This window comes from Mycolicibacterium sp. XJ1819 (genome assembly GCF_053483675.1).
Map to the genome: position 1 here is coordinate 1 of NZ_JBEFST010000015.1, position 20,687 is coordinate 20,687.

At 63.7% G+C, this 20,687-nt stretch carries 18 protein-coding genes and 1 tRNA gene; 4 read left to right on the forward strand and 15 right to left on the reverse strand.

The window, feature by feature from the left end; translation table 11 throughout:
* Nucleotides 1–149: 149 nt before the first annotated feature.
* Both ABQE89_RS17325 and ABQE89_RS17330 read right to left on the reverse strand, forming a co-directional pair.
* Entirely contained in the window at nt 150–1,133 is a 984-nt protein-coding gene (locus ABQE89_RS17325; RefSeq protein ID WP_448418780.1) for an HIT family protein, read from the reverse strand.
* Nucleotides 1,100–1,582 carry a TIR domain-containing protein gene (locus ABQE89_RS17330; RefSeq protein WP_448418782.1) on the reverse strand — a complete coding sequence of 161 codons (483 nt, stop codon included), beginning with the start codon at nt 1,580–1,582 and terminating at the stop codon, nt 1,100–1,102. Before ABQE89_RS17330 ends, ABQE89_RS17325 begins: the two co-directional genes overlap by 34 nt.
* 620 nt (nt 1,583–2,202) lie before the next feature.
* Between ABQE89_RS17330 and ABQE89_RS17335 the strand changes: the two genes are divergently transcribed.
* The 3 genes from ABQE89_RS17335 (at nt 2,203) to ABQE89_RS17345 (ending at nt 6,403) form a co-directional block, all read left to right on the forward strand.
* The gene (locus tag ABQE89_RS17335; RefSeq protein ID WP_448418784.1) at nt 2,203–4,950 is read left to right on the forward strand and encodes a ScoMcrA-related endonuclease; all 2,748 of its coding nucleotides are present in this window, start codon (nt 2,203–2,205) and stop codon (nt 4,948–4,950) included.
* Entirely contained in the window at nt 4,947–6,161 is a 1,215-nt protein-coding gene (locus ABQE89_RS17340; protein WP_448418786.1) for a hypothetical protein, read from the forward strand. Before ABQE89_RS17335 ends, ABQE89_RS17340 begins: the two co-directional genes overlap by 4 nt.
* A gap of 65 nt (nt 6,162–6,226) precedes the next feature.
* A complete protein-coding gene (locus tag ABQE89_RS17345; protein WP_448418788.1) occupies nt 6,227–6,403 on the forward strand; it encodes a helix-turn-helix domain-containing protein in 177 nt (58 codons plus the stop codon).
* A gap of 45 nt (nt 6,404–6,448) precedes the next feature.
* Here the strand turns inward: ABQE89_RS17345 and ABQE89_RS17350 are convergent, their stop codons facing one another.
* The 5 genes from ABQE89_RS17350 to ABQE89_RS17370 form a co-directional block, all read right to left on the reverse strand.
* Nucleotides 6,449–7,867 (reverse strand): DUF3631 domain-containing protein, encoded by a 1,419-nt coding sequence (locus ABQE89_RS17350; RefSeq protein ID WP_448418790.1) that lies wholly within the window; start codon nt 7,865–7,867, stop codon nt 6,449–6,451.
* Nucleotides 7,819–8,046, reverse strand: a complete 228-nt coding sequence (locus ABQE89_RS17355) for a helix-turn-helix domain-containing protein (RefSeq protein ID WP_448418792.1) — start codon at nt 8,044–8,046, stop codon at nt 7,819–7,821. The genes ABQE89_RS17350 and ABQE89_RS17355 overlap by 49 nt, the downstream gene beginning before the upstream one ends.
* Before the next feature lie 63 nt (nt 8,047–8,109).
* Nucleotides 8,110–9,051 carry a tyrosine-type recombinase/integrase gene (locus ABQE89_RS17360; protein WP_448418794.1) on the reverse strand — a complete coding sequence of 314 codons (942 nt, stop codon included), beginning with the start codon at nt 9,049–9,051 and terminating at the stop codon, nt 8,110–8,112.
* A 422-nt stretch (nt 9,052–9,473) separates the two neighbouring features.
* A tRNA-Leu gene (locus ABQE89_RS17365) sits at nt 9,474–9,547 on the reverse strand.
* Nucleotides 9,548–9,657: 110 nt separating this feature from the next.
* Nucleotides 9,658–10,131 (reverse strand): SRPBCC family protein, encoded by a 474-nt coding sequence (locus tag ABQE89_RS17370; RefSeq protein ID WP_448419042.1) that lies wholly within the window; start codon nt 10,129–10,131, stop codon nt 9,658–9,660.
* Between the two features lie 83 nt (nt 10,132–10,214).
* Between ABQE89_RS17370 and ABQE89_RS17375 the strand changes: the two genes are divergently transcribed.
* Complete coding sequence (locus ABQE89_RS17375; RefSeq protein ID WP_448418796.1) at nt 10,215–12,731, forward strand: sensor histidine kinase; 2,517 nt, start codon at nt 10,215–10,217, stop codon at nt 12,729–12,731.
* Between the two features lie 12 nt (nt 12,732–12,743).
* Here ABQE89_RS17375 and ABQE89_RS17380 read toward each other — a convergent pair whose 3' ends face one another.
* The 8 genes from ABQE89_RS17380 to ABQE89_RS17415 form a co-directional block, all read right to left on the reverse strand.
* A complete protein-coding gene (locus tag ABQE89_RS17380) occupies nt 12,744–13,607 on the reverse strand; it encodes an alpha/beta fold hydrolase (RefSeq protein ID WP_448418798.1) in 864 nt (287 codons plus the stop codon).
* Nucleotides 13,608–13,625: 18 nt separating this feature from the next.
* Nucleotides 13,626–15,011, reverse strand: coding sequence for a glucose-6-phosphate dehydrogenase (gene zwf, locus ABQE89_RS17385; protein WP_448418800.1), 1,386 nt, complete (start codon nt 15,009–15,011; stop codon nt 13,626–13,628).
* A gap of 5 nt (nt 15,012–15,016) precedes the next feature.
* Complete coding sequence (gnd, locus tag ABQE89_RS17390; protein ID WP_448419044.1) at nt 15,017–16,027, reverse strand: phosphogluconate dehydrogenase (NAD(+)-dependent, decarboxylating); 1,011 nt, start codon at nt 16,025–16,027, stop codon at nt 15,017–15,019.
* A 413-nt stretch (nt 16,028–16,440) separates the two neighbouring features.
* Nucleotides 16,441–17,397 (reverse strand): Ppx/GppA phosphatase family protein, encoded by a 957-nt coding sequence (locus tag ABQE89_RS17395; RefSeq protein WP_448418802.1) that lies wholly within the window; start codon nt 17,395–17,397, stop codon nt 16,441–16,443.
* On the reverse strand, nt 17,394–17,885 hold the full coding sequence (locus ABQE89_RS17400; protein ID WP_448418804.1) for a DUF501 domain-containing protein: 492 nt from the start codon (nt 17,883–17,885) through the stop codon (nt 17,394–17,396). The genes ABQE89_RS17395 and ABQE89_RS17400 overlap by 4 nt, the downstream gene beginning before the upstream one ends.
* Nucleotides 17,878–18,588, reverse strand: coding sequence for an FtsB family cell division protein (locus ABQE89_RS17405; protein WP_448418806.1), 711 nt, complete (start codon nt 18,586–18,588; stop codon nt 17,878–17,880). The genes ABQE89_RS17400 and ABQE89_RS17405 overlap by 8 nt, the downstream gene beginning before the upstream one ends.
* A gap of 3 nt (nt 18,589–18,591) precedes the next feature.
* Nucleotides 18,592–19,881, reverse strand: a complete 1,290-nt coding sequence (gene eno, locus ABQE89_RS17410; protein WP_448418808.1) for a phosphopyruvate hydratase — start codon at nt 19,879–19,881, stop codon at nt 18,592–18,594.
* 64 nt (nt 19,882–19,945) lie between these two features.
* A complete protein-coding gene (locus ABQE89_RS17415) occupies nt 19,946–20,674 on the reverse strand; it encodes a lytic transglycosylase domain-containing protein (RefSeq protein ID WP_448418810.1) in 729 nt (242 codons plus the stop codon).
* Nucleotides 20,675–20,687: the final 13 nt, after the last annotated feature.

A 20,687-nucleotide genomic window follows, 5' to 3' on the forward strand; every position in this document is an offset into this window, starting at 1 on the left:
AGCCATTGAAAAGTTGCCGCTAAAGGTTGGCGGCTATGCCCCTACAGTGCTATCGACTGACCGCAGCGGATATTTGCCTTTGAAAGACTTGGCAAGGGGCGATCTGGATTACCGCCCTTACGGCTAGGTTGCCTACGGCCCTCCACCACTTAGCGGGTATAGACAGACCAGATAATTCGCATTGCCGAAACAAGATTTTCCAAGCCCTGCCGAGTCAATACGATAACGACAATAAATCCTACTATGATCATGGGTAGGTAAATCGGCATGATTGCCCACGACGCCCAGACTGGCCTCTGCCGTCTGTTGCTTGTACCGGCGTTATTACGCGGCACAAGGGTTGTGTCGAGTGAGTACAAGGGAATCGTCGAACCGGAGGCTACTTCAGCGTAGAGCGCCCTGAACTTGCGTTCTTGTCTGAGATAGCTTGTGTCGATAAAGCCGAATAGAACAACCGCCGTGATGCCAAGGAGGGCAACGCCAAAGCTGTGCTTAGCAATCGCAAATCCGTAAGCGGCCGTGACGAGAGGCAGCAACCATCCTTTGCAAGTTGCAGATGCCGATGCCATTCGAGAAATAACACTCTGGATGAACTCCAGGTGCTTGCGCTTGTCCTCGGGCGAGATTTCAGTGGTTTGCTCAACGTAGCGGACTTCGGTTCTTGATTCTGCCGATCCGAACAACGTCCGTCGTATTTCTTTTATTGTCTCTTTCTGTGCTGAATCACTTTCCGCAGCATCATCCGGCCAGCGTAGATGCATGTTGTCGTTGCTCCAACGAGGTACTAAGTGGACATGCAAGTGCGGGACGGATTGAGTCGCCGCTTCGCCATTCGACTGGATAATATTCATTCCTTCGGGCCGCAAAGCGAAGCGAAGGCCCTGAGCTACTTCGACTGTTGCGGTCGCCAGCTGTCGGCCTTCTTCGTCGGAAAGAGCCCAAATGTCTGGCACATGCCGTGTCGGGATGACCAACGTATGACCCCGAGTGGCAGGTTTCAACGGCGCAATGACAACAACGTGCTCTGTGCGAAAAAGCTCTCGTTCACGAGTGCTCGTAGATCGAAGTATCTCGCAGAAAGGGCAATCTGCCTCACGGCCTACCAACGCACCACACCTTGTGTCGACCACCATTCAAGATGGTTAGCGAGGTTGCGGTACGTCGCTCCGCTGTCGATGCGCCCGTACATATCGTATGCCGTCGGGTCGAAGATTGGTATTCTAGTGTCTATGCCAGCCGCAGCGAAAGGGTCCGGTCCCCTTTGATCGACGGTTCCCATTGATGATATCCCGTGTATGCGGACACCTAACAGTGGCTTCTTGTCATTCCAAGCTTTCTGTATCTCGTACTTAACCCAAGGACGAGGAGCTGTTTCTTGCCCAATGAGGACGATCACCGCTCGTTTATATGCCATTTTCTCGTCGATCCACGTACTAATTGCGGCAGGTCCTCGCCTGCTTACCTGCTCCCATTCTTGCGGATTTAGCAATGGCTGACCCTCGAGGGCTCCAATATTCCTGACGAGCATAACGCGGAGTACGTCACGATCGTAATAGAAACTGTAAAACACTGCCCTCACCACCCGATCCCCTCCCTACTTGCCGTCATTTAGGACTTAAGGGGAGAGTATCTGAATCGAGATGTATAACGTCTGCGTGACGCGACGTGGCCGTCCGTCGCCAACAGCTCAGGAGATGTGGCGGCGCTGGCAGGCCTGTCCCTCTCTCGGACGGCGGGCAGTGACCTCGGCCATGAGTGTCTCAGGATCTAGCTGCCGTCCGTCGTCGACTTTGAAGTCGTAGCTCTGCTAGTCACCAGTCACCCCGACGCAATTCGGTGGCGTCGCTCCCAATAGCGCAACGCACTGTCATGTCACCGTCGCTGGCCGACCCGTTCCACCGATCGGCGCAAGTTCAGCGGCTTCGAAGATCGTCACTGGCTCGATAAGAGCGTTCAGAGGTTCACAATCGGCTAATCTCGCACGTCGTGCCACCTGCCCGCTGCCCATAGCCGAAAATACCTAGGGGGATGCGGCGCTGTTGCTTGAGTGTCCGGCGAAGACGTTCAAGGGGTAGTCCCCCAGGCAATGCAGACGACGGCGGAGGTGTGACACGTGCCTTTCTGCTACGCCACTCCTGACGAACAGATCGAGTCGCCATGACACAGAGTTGGCGAAGAGGCGTGCTGCGTTAACGTCGACCCATGGCGGAGGACAGGGGCATGACTTCAGAACCAAGCCGAGATTGGTGGCGCACCTCAGTAACGCGTGAGGCTGTGCTCGAAGCGATTCGGCAGCTTAGAGAAGGAGATCGTGAAGCTACTCTCCGCGAGCACGGCTTCCGCGAAGCTCGGGACTATGTCGTCGTCTACGAAGGCGACGAGTATCCGTCTAAGGCGTTGTACGGGATTGCCTACGACTTGGAGCATCCCCACGAGGTGCCGCTTAGTCAGCGGGGACTGTCAGGCGGCAGCGAGGTAGTCCGGCGCTTGCGAAGCCTGGGATTCGAGGTCCGCAGTTTGAAAGCAGATGACAACGCGGCTTCAACGCTTAGTACGGGCGTGCAGGTGTGGCTGGTGCGTGGTGGACGTGATGGCGAGCACGAGAAGCTTGCCCTTGACGAGGGGGTTGCCCTCATCGGTTGGCCTGAACTCGGGTCACTAGTCGATGCCACGGATCGTGACCAGTTGAAGGCACGGATCGCAGCCGCCAAGAACGAACACCGACCTGCCAGCCTCGCCAGCCAAGCGGGACAAATTCTGCGGTTCCGCCACGAGATCAAAGAGGCTGATCTCGTCGTAATGCCGCTGAAGTCAGATCCTGGCCATGTAGCGGTAGCGAGGGTGACTGGGGAGTACGAATACCGCACCGACGGAGCTTTCGCCTCCGAGAATTCCGCGAAGAACACATTGCCGGTCGAGTGGCTCGCCACAGCGATCCCGTATGAACGATTCGATCCCGACCTTCGAGATTCTTTCGGCCAGCAGGGCACAGTCAGCGAGATAACAAAGCCGAAAGCTGCCCAACGAATCATCGACGTGTTGGGGGGTGCAGACGCCTCAGCGCTCGATCTCGTGTTGAAATGGAGCGTAGGCCTCCGTTCCGACACAATCGATCGCCATATCGAGGTCGCTGAACACAAAGGTTCCGTGTGGTGGGGGCGGCGAAGCAAAACATCGGATGCGACCGGGCTTTCGTCTGAATGGCTTCAAAAGCTGCAAACCCAACTCGCCGCCGGCAGTGACACATTCGTGTTCCTATACAGCCGCGACGGCGGAACCTGGCGCACCCGCCTACTCGACATCACAACTGACACAAGTGAAGTCGATCATGATCTTGTACCTGGCTACTATGACCCCTCCGAGTCTCACAGCCTCTGGGTGAAGTTGAGCGAGTTCCAGAAGATTGATCCCACCGAGCTCACCGAAGGTTACGTTCTTGCTCGATCGGGAGAACCCGTCACGTTGGGTGGCCTGGGAAATCAGACACCTCTCATCGTGCGGAAGCAGAGCGGCTCGACGACCGGCCGCTACTTCATCCTGAATCAAGGCGAGGTAAAGACGAACGGCACCAATCCGTACGATGACATCGAAGGTCAGCGCTATCACTGGACTCGAAACTCGTCAGGCTCATGGAAGGTGCTGTCGAATTCACCAGGGGCTCAATTCATTTACTACAGAACAGGCGCAGCGTCTGACGGTACATCACAAAGCTACTTCGGCCACGGCCGGATCGCCTCAATACAACAGCCTTCGCCCGGAGACTTCGTCGCTACGATAGAGGATTACGTTCCATTCGATCATCCAATAGCGTTCCGGGACGGGCCATCTCGAAATGCTCAGACGTCGATTCAGCAGATAAGTCGCCAGCAGTTTGAGAAAATGATCAAGTCAGGCGGCGGTGCGGTGACTGCGGGTGAATTGACCCTGGAGGCCGTCCGCGACGCAGCAACCAGAGCCGATCTCACCCTTGACGACCAGATCTACGTGCAGCTACTCGCCGCCATTCTCAGTGGCAAGCACGTCATCCTTACAGGTCCACCCGGCACCGCCAAAACGACTTTGGCTCAGGCGGTTGCGGCTGCGGCGCACCAAGCCGGTATGTGTTCTGGATTCGTGCCCACGACGGCGACTGCCGATTGGACAACCTACGAGACCATCGGTGGCCTGCGCCCGACCGGACCAAACAAGCTTGACTTCGAAGAGGGTCACTTCCTTAAGGCAATTGACGCAAACGAATGGCTGCTCATCGACGAACTGAACCGGGCCCACTTTGATCGTGCGTTCGGACAGCTCTTCACAGTGCTCTCCGGTCAGCCTGTCGTCCTTCCGTACTCTCGCCCCGAGGCGGAAGGAAAGCCCCTCGTTCTAGTTCCCGAGGGAGTTGCAAGCCCACGACCAGACGGCGATGTGCTCGAGATCCCCCAGTCCTGGCGGATCATTGCCACGATGAATGTCTTCGACAAGTCTCTTCTCTTTGAGATGTCGTTCGCACTGATGCGGCGGTTCGCCTTCATCGAGGTCGCCTCTCCCAGCTTGTCGGTCTTCGAAGCGTTGATCGACAGAGAGGCTGCCGCCGAACCAAGGCCAGCTGCGCTCGCTAAACAACTGCTGAATCTGCGGGAATTGAAGGATCTCGGTCCGGCTGTGTTCATGGATCTTGCCAAGTTCCTCCGTGAACGACTTGCATTGGGTGACGCGGATGACGGTCAACTGATCTTCGAGGGCTTCTACAGCTATCTCTTACCGCAGTTCGAGGGTATTGATGCGGTGACCGGTGAGTCGCTTTATGCAAGGCTCGCCCCTCAGATGGGAAGCGCAGGCCGCAGAACACGACTACGGCAGACTCTGAACGCTGTTCTGGGCTTGGAACTTTCGGAAGGCCCTGCCCAACATCTTCAAGATCTCGATGATTCTTCTGAGGAAGACCTCTTCGAGCAACCAGGCTCGTGAGGTCACTCCCCTGGAGTCGTGACGAAGTCATCTCGAGGCTTCGCCGCGACATCTGGCGCTACATCACCCAGGCCTCTACTCAAGACGAGGAACTGTTGCTTTGGGCCGGAACACTTCTGCAGATGCCCTCCGCAGAGGTTCGTTATCTTGCCCAATTGCAGTTCATTCTGAGTGAGCCAGTTGGTCGACTACTCGAACAGATGCCTTCCCTCATCCGACGGCTAACCACCACAACTGCTACCGAAGTTGAGATCAGCGCCGAGCGGGTGCGTGGAGCTATCAGGTGGAGCGAAACTTTCTCCTACCGGGCAGCGACCGGCACACCGAACGTCTTCGTTACGACTCCAACACATCGGGCGTACAACACAGCTGAGAATCAGGTGCTGTCCTTCGCGTTGTTTGCGATTGCCGACTTCGGCAAGCGGACGGGCTGGCACAAAGGAAGCATGGAAGGACCAGCCGCTCTTATTCGTGCGAGAGTCGCCGAAGCAACGCGTTGGCTGCAAGCCCGCCAATTGATCGACCTTCCTCGTAATCCACCCACACCGGTAACGACAAGCCGCGTACGTACGAGCCGAGGACGGTTGCGCTATCAGGCCGCTCTCGATGTTGTTGAGCTGTATCAGCGCTACATCGCTCGTCTGGACCGCGTGGCGATTCGAGAGGCCGTCGAAACGGATGCCCTGATTGCAAGTCGAGACAGCGTGCTTCTTGAACTGCACTGTGCTTTCGACGTGATTAGAGCCCTCCGACGCCTAGGGTGGCAGGCTCCTGCGAGCGGACTCCTCAAGCCGCCAACTATTTTCACTGCGAAGCGTGAAGACGTCGAATTGCGAGTGACGTTTCAGGCGGCACCCAGTGAGCTTGCTGCTGGCTCACTCTATAGAAGGACGCAAGAGGCGCACCATTTCACTAGTAAAGGCGGTCTCATTCCTGATCTTGTGGTCGAGGTCAAGAAGAGCGGCGTGAGCCGTTGGCTGTTGGTCGAGGTCAAGGGAGGTGTCAAGCGATCCGTGGGTGACTCTGCTCGTGCGGCTGCGCTCGACTTGCTCGCATATAGGCGTGCTTTCGCACCGGTCCTCGACCTCCAGAGCGAGCCCTACGGCCTCGGCTACGCCTGGGGTGAGGATCTCGAGCCAGTTGTTGACAGCGAGGTCACTCTCTGCACTCCGGACACACTGGCCGATTCGCTGGCCGTACTAATTGCGTAGCTCAACCGGTGAAGGGAGAGTTGTTATTGACGAAAGTGGAATGTTCCCAATGCGAGAAGACGCACGTGCCCAGCCAGTACATCAGCTTGTCTTGCGGCGCCGCGTATCTCTCGATCAGCACGAAAACATTGAGACGATTCATCGCCGACCAAAGGCTGGTCGCTTTTCGTGTCGGGCGATTGTGGCGTGTGCGGATCGAGGATCTCGACGAGGTAGCGAAACCTACCGACCGATATTGGTGACAACAAATAATCTGCAATCGCCGTCTTAAGCGGCGGAAACACGATCTATCGCGGGCGGTACGTTCCGCTGCGGACGATCTCTTCGCCGTAATGCACCCCGCATAGTCCATCCCGCCACGAGGGTTGAGTGCAACTTGGAGCCGAGCAACACGATCGCAATGAGCGTTGATTCGCTACCTGAGGTGTTTTCGGCAGCCCCCTCAAGTCTTCGACCTGCGTTGTAGCTTCTGTAGCGCTTGTAGCGGTTATGGGAAACGGGTCCACATAGCGGTCCCAAGCGTCGGCGAGATCGTCAGCGTGGTAACCCTTTTTGACCTTTTCGCCTTGACGATGGTCTCGTGACCGAATCCCGTACGCCCTAAGCTCTCGAGCCAGATCTCGATCATTCAACGGTGATCCGCTGAGGTGGAAGTGAGACCAACGAGCTTCGGGCAAGTTGGCCAGTGATGTGAGGATATCGCTGGTGTACATGAAGTCCCGTTCCCCGAACACTGTCCTAAGATCACGTAGTAGTTGCACACCGACCGTGTCCAGATCTTCCTGTGAGGTAGTAACGAATGCCCTTGCCGCAGCACGTGCACGCTTCGACCACTCTTCCCCAGCGAGGTCAGCGACGGCCAGAAGTGGCTCCCATGTGTCTGCCTTGCGATCCTCTATACCTATGGGCAACTCCGGGTAGGGATTGATGAAAGCTTCTGCCTCTGTTGACCATTCGGCGATTTCCCTACCCAACCTCGCTCCGTCCGGACCGTTCGTTCGCCGGCGCCATGGCTCGACCTTTTCCCCTTTGGCCCTGCGGCGCATCCGGATTAAGACAGCACGAGAGGTAATGGTGTCAGGCAGTTCGTGGAGTCCGGCCAGGGCAACCGCACAGTAGGACTCCCGTTCCTGGGTCGTGATGGTGTTGTTGACCGCAACGCACCGCCCCGATGTTCCGCCTGGCCGAAAGCCCGAGTTGAAGAACGCCCGGAGGTCTTCGTTGCCCTTAGCGTTCGGACCGAAAACAGTGTCGATCTCGTCAAACAGAATTGTGGGCCGACCACTACGGTCCCCCACTTTGCGATAGATATATGCGGGGGTGGCGTTGACGGAAAAGAGTGGTCGGGGAACCAGCGCTTCGGTCACTTCCAAAGCCCTTGTCTTACCGCTCTCCTTCTCGGGCGACATGAAAGCTAGTCGCGGAGTGTTGTCCCATAGGTCTATGAACCATGTATGCACAATCCAAAGGACGTGAGCAACGCGGGCATGTTCGGACGGGTAGGCGACGAACCTCGCTAGGTACGCTTCGATGTTGTCGAACAGCTTGGCGGCTCTGGCTGCTATGTCCGCGACATCCGCGACATCCGCAACGCCACTGGGTAAGGCGTTCTCTTCTGTAGCGGACTGACTAGGGGTAACTGATTGTTGAGTGCGGCTCACAGTGCACCGCCACGTTGCGTCTTCGCCTTCTGTTCGTTCGCCCATGCTTCGAGGTCTGCCAGGTCATAGACAACATGCCGCGGTGTGAGTGCGTACGATCGGGGGCCGCGGTTGCCCTGGTACCGGAACCATCGGAGCGTGGCCGCTGGTATGCCGAGAAAGTCTGCTGCCTGTTGCGTGTTGAGCCGGGTGGTTGGTTGCCGGTCCTTGGATGTCGTGGTCATAGTGAGAACCGTAATGAACACTTGTTCGACTCAAATTGACGAGCTGACCAGCCAAAACGACTATCACGAGGCGGCGATGCCCGGAGTCGCAGCAATGTCCATCGCAGCGGCCAACGTGTCGAAGTCGTCCGGCAGCATGTGGGAGTAGACATTCATAGTCGTCGTCGCGTTCCTATGCCCCAGCAGCCTCTGGACCGTTACGACGGAGGCACCTGACGCCAACGCCAGCGACCCCGCGGTGTGCCGCAACGTCTTCGGGGTAATACCTGTGAGCCCTGCTGTGGCAGCAGCTTGGTCGAATCGCCAGCGGAACCAACCCAACGTCATTAGTCCGCCGTCGTCAGTCGGAAACAAGTATTGGGATCGCTCGCGGTCTCGAATCTCTTTGGCCAACGCATCGACCAAAGTTTGCGTCATTATCGGCACCATCCGCACCTGGTGCGTTTTAGTGTCGCCCTCAACGTGTCCCTTTCCGGTCACCCGCGTAACGGAGCGAGCGATACGTATGCGCCGGCGTACCAGGTCCACGTCGCCTACTCGGAGTGCGGCCATCTCCCCATACCGCAGTCCGCAGTACGCCAGCAGGTACACCATGGTGCGGATGCCAGGCTCCGCTTCCGCCAGTCGGCGCACTTGCTCGTGCGTCAAGGCGATGTCTTCTGAGGTTGATTTTCTAGGTAGTTCCACGCCATCGGCTGGGTTGGCCGCTATGTACCGTGCCCGCACCGCGTAGCTGAGTACCTGGTCGACAACCTGGAAGGCCTGTATTACACGTGCCGGTGACAGTCCTTTTCCCGCTGCCTCCTCGACTGGACGCTGACGGGCAGCCGGGTTAGTAGCCAGCCACGACACCCATGCCTGAAGCCGAGCGTGGTCGATGTCCCTCAACTTGACGTCTTCCCATCTGGGCAAGATGACCACGTCGAGCAAACTGCGATAGCCCGCGAGAGTCTTTGGTTTCAGCTTCTGGCTGCCCTCCCGATTGCTGAACCACTCTTCGGCCACAACTCGGAACGTCATCGCAGTGCCACGGGGATCTGCGTAGGCCCCCGTGTTGATCGCTGTGGACACCTGGTTGATGTGGTTCTGAGCCTGTGCTTTGCGGTCGAATGCCTTTGTGCGCTCCCTACCTTCGTAGTCGACCCATCGAGCGAGCCAGCGCTTACCCCGGCCATGCCGGAGCGTCGTAACGAGCCTGCCGCCGTCGCCGTGCCTCGGGTCGATACACCACGAGCCCGGACCTTCTTGATCTGCCGGCCAAGGCACTTCCTCGCCTCGTCGCGGAGGACGATGCCACCTGTCTTCGACGCCTGCCCGCATCCCACGCTTCATAAGTCCAATGGTACGGCTGCGGACTGACTGCGGACTGCTTGCTTCGTCGCAAAATTCGCCAAAAGTCGATTTCCTTCTTACCAGCGCCTTTCCGGTGCCCCCAGTCGGACTCGAACCGACACTGTGCGGATTTTAAGTCCGCTGCCTCTGCCAATTGGGCTATGGGGGCGAAACCGTCGCAGAGCACGGTACCGCGTCCATGGCCACTCGCTGAACGTCGACTTGTGATCGAAAAATCTGCGAAAAGTCGCACACAAGTTGACGCTCGGGGGCAAGAAATCAGTCGGGGGCGGTGCGTCGCTCGGCCAGCGCCGCCAACCGCCACGTGCATTCCCGGTTCCTGGGGAACGCCGCGGCCAGCGCGATCCGGCGCGGAAACAGGTTCAGCGGGCCACCGACGGGCACCTCGGCCATCTCGATGCGACATCCGCCGTCGATGTCGTGCAGACGCATCGTGATTCGCGCGCCGCCAAACGGCCTGCCCCGCGCGTGCAGCACCAACTCCTCCAGCGGTGTGCAGGATTCGACGACCGTCTCGTCGTTGATCGCCACCGGCCAGATCCCGATCGTGTGGTGGATCTTGCTGCCGGGCGCCGGCCAGTCCGCGTCGACCGCGCGCATCCGACTGTTGCCCACCACCCACTGTGAATACGTCCAGCCGTCGGCGAGCACGTCCCACACCTGCTGTCGAGTGGCGGTGGTGTCGCGTTTGACCGTCAGCGAACTTTCAGCTTCCGGCGGCGTCTTGATCATGGTCATTGACGTTCCCCGGCGACGTACACGTCAAACGCGGGATCCCCGTGCCGGCGAACCGGCAGTCGGGAGAAGATAGACGTATGGGACTTCTCAGCCGAAAACTCGGAGACCTGCGCATCTACCTCGGCGCGGCGCCCGGCGTCGGCAAGACCTACTCGATGCTCGCCGAGGCGCACCGGCGCATCGAACGCGGAACCGACGTGGTCGCCGCGGTCGTCGACACCCACGGCCGCCGCAAGGTCGGCCAGCAGCTCGCGGGCATCGAGGTGATCCCTGGGCGCACGATCGAACACCAGGGCAACCGCTACCAGGAGATCGACGTGACCGCGATCCTGGTGCGCAGGCCCAAGGTCGTCCTCGTCGACGACCTCGCCCACACCAACGCCCCGGGCAGCAAGAACACCAAGCGCTGGCAGGACGTCGAGGAACTGCTCAACGCCGGTATCACGGTGATCAGCACCGTCAACATCCAGAACCTGGAGAGCGTCGCCGACGTCGCCGGCCAGATCACCGGGGTCGACGAGCCCGACCGCATCCCCGACGAGATCGTGCGCGCCGCCGACCAGATCGAGTTGGTGGACATCACCCCGGAAGCGTTGCGGCGCAGGCTGGCCCACGGCAACGTCTACCCGCCCGAGCGGGTGGATGCGGCCTTGTCCAACTACTTCCGGCCCGAGAACCTGACTGCCCTGCGGCAGTTGGCGCTGCTGTGGCTGGCCGACCAGGTGGACGCGGCGCTGGCGCGCTACCGCTCCGACGAGAAGATCCCCGCCACCTGGAAACCCCGCGAACGGGTGGTGGTCGGCGTGACCGGTGGCCCTGAATCCGAAACCCAGGTGCGCCGGGCGTCGCTGATCGCCTCGCGCACCGGAGCCGAGCTCAAGGTCGTGCACGTGGTGCGCGGCGACGGGCTGACCGCCACCCCGGCGCAGCAGAAGAAGGCGCTGCGTGAGCTGGCCGCCAGTCTGGGGGCGACGATGCACACCGTCGTCGGAGACGACGTCGCCGCGACGCTGCTCGACTTCGCACACGACGCCAACGCCACCCAGCTGGTCGTCGGCACATCGCGCCGGTCGCGGTTGGCCCGGTTCTTCGACGAGGGCATCACCGAGACCGTCGTGCAGCAATCCGGCACGCTGGACGTGCACGTGGTCACCCACGAGGAAGCCGGGGTGGGCACCTCCAAGGCCCGGGTCACCCCGGGGCGGCACCGTGTGACCGCGTGGTTGGCCGCGCTGGCGCTCCCGGTGGCGCTTTGCGCGTTGGCCCTCGCGCTGCCCGAACCGTTCCTCGGCATCGAGACCCAGGGCGCGCTGCTGTTCCTCGGGGTCCTCGTGGTGGCGCTGATCGGCGGGCTGGTGCGCGCCGCGGTCGCCGCGGTGTTGTCGGGTCTGCTGCTCACCTATTTCGTGGTCGAACCCGCACGCACGTTCACGATCTCCGCCACCGACACCGCGGTCGCGGTCGTGGTGCTGCTGCTCGCCGCCGTCGGGGTGGCCGCGCTCATCGACCGGGCCGACACCGAGTTGCGCCGGGCGCGCAAGTCGGCCCAGGAAGCCGAACTGCTCGCGCTGTTCGCCGACGGGGTGCTGCGCGAAGCCGACCTCGACCCGCTGCTCGAGCGGGTCCGCGAAACCTATTCGCAGCGCGCCGTGAGCATGGTTCGCGGTCGCACCGGCGAGGTCATCGCCCAGGTGGGCAAGGACCCGTGCACCGACGCCGAGGAGGCCGACACCGCGGTCGAGGTCGGCGACGACGAGTTCTGGATGCTGCTGGCCGGCCCGCCGCTGACGGCACACGAACGCCGGGTGCTCACCGCGGTCGCCGACCAGGCCGTCAACCTGGTCAAGAAGCGGGCGCTGACCGACGAGGCCGGTAAGGCCGACACCGTCGGCCAGATCGACAAACTGCGGCGGTCGTTGCTCTCGGCGATCAGCCACGACCTGCGCACGCCGCTGGCCGCGGCCAAGGCGGCGGTGTCGCGCATGCGCAGCAACGAACCGGGCACCGCCACCGAGGACCCCGCCGAACTGCTGGCCACCGCCGAGGAGTCCGTCGAGCAACTCAGCGCGCTGGTGGGCAACCTCCTGGACTCGTCGCGTCTGGCGGCCGGAGCGTTGCGCCCCGAGGTGCGCCGCGTCGAGCTCGCCGAGACGGTGCGCCGGTCACTACTCGAAATCGACGCTGACACAGAGGTGTTCACCCGCGAGGATGCCGAGCGCGTGAAGGTCGCCGTCGACGACACCGCGGTGCTCGCCGACCGCGAACTGCTCGAGCGCGTACTGGCCAACCTGATCACCAACTCGCTGCGCTACGCCAACGGCAGTGTGGTCCGGGTGACGGCGGGTCAGGTCGGCGACCGGGTGCTGATCGCCGTCGTCGACGAGGGGCCGGGCATCCCCCGCGGAAGCGAACAGCAGGCATTCGCACCGTTCGAGCGGCTCGGAAAGGACGACAGCGGCATCAACGTCGGCCTGGGCCTCTCGGTCGCCTCGGGCTTCGTCGAGGCGATGGGCGGCACGATCTCGACCTCGGACACCCCCGGCGGCGGCCTCACCGTGGAAATCGACCTGCCCGCCGCACCGCCGGAAATCTGAGCCGGCCACCCGTCAGCCGCGCGCGGTCTCCTCGGCGAGGGCGATCAGTTTCTCGCGCACCAACTCCGGTCGCTCGTCGACGATGAAGTGGCTGGCCTCGGCCGTCTCCAACGTGTAGTCGTCGGCGTTGGCCGTCTCGGCGGCCACCCACGAAGGATGCACCGCGGCGTCGCCCACACCGAACAGCGCGCGAATCGGCACCGTGGCCCTGCGTGTCTCGGGTTTCCTTATGCTGCGTGGGATTTCGCGCAGCAGGAAGGTGCGGTAGGTGTCGCGACCGGCTCGCGCGCAGACCGGGTCCCGGAAGCGCTCCGCGAAAACACGGGCGTCGGCCGGGTCGAGCCGCGAGCCCATCTTGAAGACCCGTTCGACGATCCTGGTGCGCCGTTGCAACCACCCGCCGACCGCCGCGAGCGGCACCTGGTAGGCCAGTCGCCAGAACCGCGGCGCGATCTCGGTGGGAGGCACCCACGGGTGGGCCATGTTCATCGCGAGGTAGCCGTCGAAACGGGCGGGCTCGCGCAGGATCATCCGATAACCCACGTAGGCGCCCCAGTCGTGGGCCACCAACAGCACGCGGTCGAGTCCGAGCGCGTCGAGCAGGGCCAGCACGTCGGTGGCGACGTCGTCCTTGTCCCAGTGGTGCGGGGCGGGCCCCGACCAGCCGTAGCCCGGCAGGTCGGGCGCGATGATCCGCAACCCCGCCGGCGGGTCGGCGAGCAGGTCGCGGAACTCCCAATGGTGCTGCGGCCAACCGTGCAGGGCCAGCACGGGGCGGCCGTCGGCGGGGCCGGCCTCGGTCACGTGGAACCGCACGCCGTTGGCCTCGACGAACGATCGGCGCACCCCTGGGATCGGCGGCGGTTCAGCAGCCATGAAAGGACTATAGGGGTACTACAGCCAGGGTTCGCGCCAGCCCGGATATCCGGCGACCAGTCTCGCCGCACCGGGCGGGCCCCAGGACCCCCGCTCGTAGGCCTGCACCGCGGGCGGATCGTCGAGCAGTGGTTGCACGATGCGCCAGGTCTCCTCCACCCCGTCCTCGCGGGCGAACTGGGTGGAATCGCCGCGCATCGCGTCGCTCAGCAACCGCTCGTAGGGTTCGGGCGCCTCCCCGAGTTCCTCGGCGAAGATCAGCGACAGATCCACCGTGCGGGTGCGGTTGGCGCCTGGCTGCTTGGCCTGCACCATCAGATCGGCGCCCGGGTTCGGGTCGATGCGCAACACCAGTTCGTTCGGGTCCGGCGTCGACGACGTGATCGCCAGCTTGGGCGGCCGCTTGAAGATGACCCGAATCTCGGTGGCCCGCACCGGCAATCCCTTGCCGGCACGCACGAAGAACGGCACACCCGACCAGCGCCAGTTGTCGATCTCCAGCCGCAGCGCGGCGAACGTCTCGGTCTGCGAACCCGGCTTCACCCCCGCGATGGACTGGTAGCCGTCGTATTGGCCGCGCACGTAGTGCGCGGGTTCGATCGGCGGGATCGACCGGAACACCTCGACCCGCTTGTCGCGCAGCCCGTCGGCGTCGGCGACGCTGGGCGGCTCGGCGGCGAACAGCCCGATCAGTTGCAGCAGATGGTTCTGCACCACATCGCGCAGCGCGCCCACCGGATCGTAGAAACTGCCGCGGTCCTCGACCCCGAAATTCTCGGCCATGGTGAGCTGCACACAGTGGATCCGGTCGCGGTTCCACAGCGGTTCGAAGACGGAGTTGGCGAACCGCAGGAACATGATGTCCATCGCGGGTTCCTTGCCCAGGAAGTGGTCGATGCGAAAGATCTGCCATTCCTGCAGGGCGCTGCGCAGCTTGTCGTTGAGTTCGCGGGCCGACGCCAGGTCGTGGCCGAAGGGCTTTTCCACCACGACCCTGGCGCGGGGGGTGAGGTTGGCCGCGGCCAGACCCTCGACGACGCGGCCGAACAGCGACGGCGGAATCTCCAGGTAGAACACCGGTGTGTGCTTGCCCTCGATCGCCTTGGCCACGCGGTCATAGGTTTTCGCGTCTGCGAAATCGCCGGACACCATCGACAGCCGCGCCGCGAAGCGCTCGAACACGGCCTCGTCGATCCTCTCGCCGCCCGCCTCGATCGCCGCGCGGGCGTGATCGCGCAGCGTCGCCACCGACCAGTCGTCGAGTGCGACGCCGACGATCGGGCAGTCCAGCAGGTGCCGGCGCTCCAGCCGGTACAGCGAGCGAAACGTCATCTTCTTGGCCAGATCGCCGGTGATGCCGAAGATCACCAGCACATCGGCGGGGGTGTGCACCGGCGCGGTCATCGCGGCTACTTCTTCTCGGCGTGGCCGCCGAATTCGCTGCGCATCGCCGACATCACCCGGTCGGTGAAACTGCCGAGTTGTCGTGATTCGAACCGTTCGAACAGCGCGGTGGTGATCACCGACGCGGGCACCCCCTCGTCCACCGCGGCCAGCACCGTCCAGCGGCCCTCACCGGAGTCGGAGACCCGCCCGGTGAAATCGTCGAGTTCGGGGGATCGGGCCAACGCATCGGCGGTCAGATCCACCAGCCACGAGCCGACCACCGACCCGCGCCGCCACACCTCGGCGACCTCCGCGACGTCGATCGTGTACTGGTAGGCCCACGGATCACGCAGCGGGGTGGTTTCGGCGTCGACGGTGCGGTCGACGGTGCCGGCGTCGGCGTGTTTGATGATGCTCAGCCCCTCGGCGATGGCGGCCATCATCCCGTACTCCACACCGTTGTGCACCATCTTCACGAAATGGCCTGCCCCACTTGGGCCGCAGTGCAGATATCCGTCCGGCGCTGTGCCGTCGGTGCGGGTGCGGCCCGGTGTGGGTTCGGCGATTCCCTGGCCCGGCGCGATGGTCTTGAAGATCGGGTCGAGGCGTCGCACGACGTCGGTTTCGCCGCCGATCATCAGGCAGTAGCCGCGCTCGAGGCCCCACACGCCCCCGCTGGTGCCGCAGTCCACATAGTGGATGTCGCGTTCCCGCAGGCTTTTCGCACGGGTGATGTCGTCACGGTAGTAGGAGTTTCCGCCGTCGATCACCGTGTCACCGGGTTCCAGCAGGTCTGCCAACTGGTCCAGCGTCGGGTCGACCACCGCTGCGGGCAGCATCAGCCACACCGCGCGCGGTGTGGCGAGTTTGTCGACGAAGTCACGCAACGATTCGGCACCCGTCGCGCCTTCGCCCGCCAGCTCGGTCACCGCCTGTGCGTTCATGTCGTAGACCACGCAGTGATGCCCGTCGCGCATCAACCGCCGCACCAGGTTGGCGCCCATCCGGCCCAGCCCCACCATTCCCAATTGCATTGGCGTATCGGTTGCCATGTCCCTCTTCCCGTCAGATCGGCCGCAGCCCCTGGTCCTCGTTGCGGCACCGGAATATCACCGTCGGCCGATGGGAAACTCAGCTAACTATAGACATCCGTCACTGGAATCGGAGCGATTCGGCGCCAATCGGACAGACCGTGTCTGTTTGCTTCAATTCATCACAGGCACAACCCAATACATCGAATCGGTGCAAAACATGGCCGGCCAGGCATATGTTGGTCTATGTCCGCCCGTTCGCCCTACCCCGCGAACGAAGAGACAAAGGAGTGATCTGCCATGCGTACCCGTGCCAACGACCGCACCGGTTGTTCATGCCACTGCCACAAGTGCGACCAGGGTCACCACTGCGGTAACGCGCCCAACTGCTACATCAAGAAGTAGTCCACGGCCCCTCAGGCGGTCGCGATGGACAGCGCGATGCCGTCCAGAATGTCGTGCTCGCTGACCACCAGTTCGCCGATGCCGGCTCGCCGCCGCAACTCGCGGGCGAGTTCTTCGACGATGATCGCCCCGCCGCCGATGACGTCGACGCGGCCGGCGTGCATCGGTCCGAGCGCGGCGCGCTGGGCGCGGGTCATCCCGATCAACTCCCCGCACACGCCGAGGAGATCGTCGAACCCCACCCGCGACAGGTGGATGGCCTCGGAGTCGTAGGTCGTCATCTTCTGCGCCAGTGCCGCCAGCGTGGTCATCGTGCCGGCCACGCCGACCCACGTGCGCGCGCCGTCGACCGACACGGCCTCGAACGCCTCGCGCAGGCCCGCCGCGGCGACCTCGCGCGCGGCGGCCACTTCTGCTGCCGTCGGCGGGTCGGAGTGCAGACAGCGTTCGGTCAGCCGCACACAGCCGATGTCGGCCGAGAAGCTCGCCTGCACCTCGGCTGCGCCGAACACCACTTCCGTCGATCCGCCACCGAGGTCGACGACGACGAACGGCGCTGCAGCCGAAGATAATTCGGCAACAGCACCGCGAAACGACAGGTCTGCCTCCTCGGCGCCGCTGATCACCTCGGCCACCGCACCCGGCACCACGGCACCGAGTGCGGTGGCGGTCATCGAGAAGAATGCGTCACGGTTGGCGGCATCACGCGCGGCCGAGGTGGCCACCATCCGCACGTCGCGGACGTCGAGGTCGCGCATCAACGCGGCGTAGTCGGTCAGCGCCGTTTGCGTGCGGGCCAGCGCCTCGGCGGCGAACTCACCGGTGGCGTCGACCCCCTGGCCCAGCCGCACGATGCGCATCTCCCGGTGCACGTCGCGAAGCCGCGGTGTCGCACCGTCATCGACGACGTCGGCGATCAGCAGCCGAATCGAGTTCGTTCCACAGTCCACCGCGCCGACCCTGCTCATCGCCACCTGTCCCGGTCCAGGATCCCCTCCATCGCGGGATCATCAGCCAACATCGCCAACGCTTCGTCACCGAGCGGATTGACGCCGGGTCCCTTGGCCAGCGAATGTGCGATCAACACGTGCAGGCACTTGACCCGCTCCGGCATGCCACCGCCGGAAAACGTTGTGCCCAAGGGTTCTATCGCGTCTCGTTCGGAGAGATACGACTCATGTGCCCGACGGTAGGCCGCCGCCAGCTCCGGGTCCTGTTGCAGCCGCTCGGTCATCTCGCGCATCACCCCGGCGGACTCCAGCCGACTTGCCGCCGCGGTCAGCGCCGGATGCGTCAGGTAGTACAACGTCGGAAACGGTGTGCCGTCGGGCAGCCGCGGCGCCGTCTTGACCACCGCGGGCTCACCGTTCGGGCATCGATAGGCGATCTCCAGCACGCCGCGGGGCTCCCGATCCAGCTGCCGCGCGACGGCCTCGAGATCCGAGCGCTCAACCACCGGCGCCCGGCGGTGGCGGCGGCGGCTGGGGCGCTCCCGGAGCACCGGGAGGCTCGGTCGGGGCAGGTGAGATCCCGTGCGGCTCATCGGCGATGGTGTGCCACAGCGCGGTGTACCAGGGTTGGTCGGGATTGGCGGCGCGGGCCTCCTCGGTGGCGGTACCCGGCAAGCCGGCCCCGACGCCGGGGGGCAGTTGGACCTGATAGGGAATCTCGCCGGGCATCACGAAGCCGAGTCGCTCACGGGCCTGAGCGGCGATGAAGACGGGATCGGCGAGCTTGGCCTTCTGCTGCTCGAGTTCGGCGATCTGCGAGCGTAGTTGCTCCTCGGTGGCCTTGAGTTGCTTCATCTCCGTGCGCTGGCCGAAGTAGGTGCGTACCGGGCCTGCGATCGTCAGCGTCAGCACGCACACCACCGCGGCCAGGATCGCGGCCCGCCGCGCCGCCGACCCGAAACGCTGTTCGGACTGCTGTTCGGCCGACAGCGCAATGGATTTGCGTACCGAGTCACCGCTGTCCTGCGGTTGTGCGGCTTCGGCCGCCGGTTTGGTCCGCGCCTTCGTCGATTCCGAAGCCCGTGGCTCGCGCCGCGCGGGTGAGGCGCCGCGCGGACGCCCCCGCCCGGACTCGCCGGTCTTTCCCGCCTTACCAGGTCTGGAGGTCGGGGACCGTCGCTTCGGGTCGGGCCGCTTCGCGTCCGGCACGGGTTAATTGGCCTCCACGGAAAAGCGCGGGAACGCCAGATCGCCTGCGTAGCGGGCGGCGTCGCCCAGGGTTTCCTCGATGCGCAGCAGTTGGTTGTACTTGGCGACACGCTCGCTGCGTGCGGGCGCACCGGTCTTGATCTGACCGCTGCTCACCGCGACCGCGAGGTCGGCAATCGTGGTGTCCTCGGTTTCGCCGCTGCGGTGGCTCATCATCGTCCGATAGCCGCTGTGGTGGGCCAACGCCACCGCGTCGAGGGTCTCGGTCAGCGTGCCGATCTGGTTCACCTTCACCAAGAGCGCGTTGGCGGCGCCCCTTTCGATGCCGTCTTCGAGGCGTTCAGGGTTGGTGACGAACAGATCGTCGCCGACGAGTTGGATGCGGTCACCGATGGCGGTGGTCAGCGCCACCCAGCCGTCCCAGTCGTCCTCGTCCAGCGGGTCCTCGATCGACAACAGCGGGTAGGAGTCGATCAGGCCGGCGTAGAAGTCCGACATCTGGGCCGCGGTGCGGGTTTCGTTCTCGAACGCGTAACCCTGTCCGGCGGTGAAGAATTCGGTGGCCGCCACATCGAGCGCCAGGGCCACGTCGGGACCGGGCCGCAGCCCGGTGTCCTCGATCGCGGACAGGATCAGGTCGAGGGCGGCCTTGGTGCCCGCCACGTCGGGGGCGAAGCCGCCCTCGTCGCCCAGCCCGGTGGCCAGCCCCTGCTTCTTGAGCACGGACTTCAGCGCGTGATACACCTCGGTGCCCCACCGCAGCGCCTCCTTGAACGACGGCGCGCCGATCGGGGCCACCATGAACTCCTGCACGTCGACACCGGTGTCGGCGTGCGCCCCGCCGTTGAGGATGTTCATCATCGGCACCGGCAGGATGTGAGCGTTGGGGCCGCCGAGGTAGCGGAACAGGGGCAGCGCGGCGGATTCCGCCGCGGCCTTGGCCACCGCCAGCGACACGCCCAGCATGGCGTTCGCGCCGACGCGCGACTTGTCGGGGGTGCCGTCGAGGTCCACCAGCGCCTGGTCGACCAGCCGCTGGTCGTCGGCGCCGAGCCCGATGACGGCCGGGCCGATCTCGTCGAGCACGGCCTGCACGGCCTTCTCGACACCCTTGCCGCCGTAGCGCGCTCCGCCGTCGCGCAACTCGACTGCCTCGTGTTCACCGGTGGACGCGCCCGAGGGCACGGCGGCGCGTGCGAACGTGCCGTCCATCAGGGCCACCTCGACCTCGACGGTCGGGTTCCCCCGGGAATCGAGGATCTCGCGGGCTCCGACCTGCTCGATGATGGGCACTGGCTTCTCCTTGGTCGTGACTGGACAGCCTTGAGCCTAGAGGTTGGAGGGCGACGCTTCGTGCCTAGAGGGGGTGTCCGTCGGCGTAGGCGGTCGCCCAGTCCCGCACGGTGCGGGCGTAGAAGTCGGAATGGTTGTAGGCGCGCAGCGCGTTCATCCAGCCCCGCGGCGTGCCCAGATCCTTGCCCGTCCAGCACAGGTACCCCGCCGCCGACAGCGCGGCGTCGTCGAAATTATCCGCGCTGATCTGGCCGTCGTTGTTGGCGTCGACCCCGTAGAGCCGCCAGGTCTCGGGGATGAACTGCATCGGGCCCATCGCCCGCGCGTAGACCGGGCCACCGTCCTCGTCGTGGTGTTCGATGATCTCGAGGTTGCCGTTGGTGCCGTCCAGCCGCACGCCGCGGATGGGCGGTTTGACGTCGCCGTTGGGCCCGATCTGCGCGCCGCGATAGGTGCCGTGATGGCTCTCCACCTGGCCGATGCCCGCCAGCGTCGTCCACTTCAGGTTGCAGCTGGGATTCTCCACCTCGGCGACCCGCGCCGCGTACGCGTAGGCCTCCAGCGCGGCGGCGGGGATACCGAGGGCGGGCGCGCGCTCGGCCGCCCAGTCGCGCAGCTGATCGGCGGGCCGACCCTTCGCGTAGGTGTCGATCTGCGGCACCGGGTCGCCCGCGGGTGGCGGCACCCCCTCGGGGATGGGAGTGCCCATGCGCCACGAGCAGCTGGACGCCAGCAGAAGCGCCGTCGCTCCCACCACCGCGACCGCCCGCAGCCAACGAACTGGCGACACCAAACTCCCTCAACCA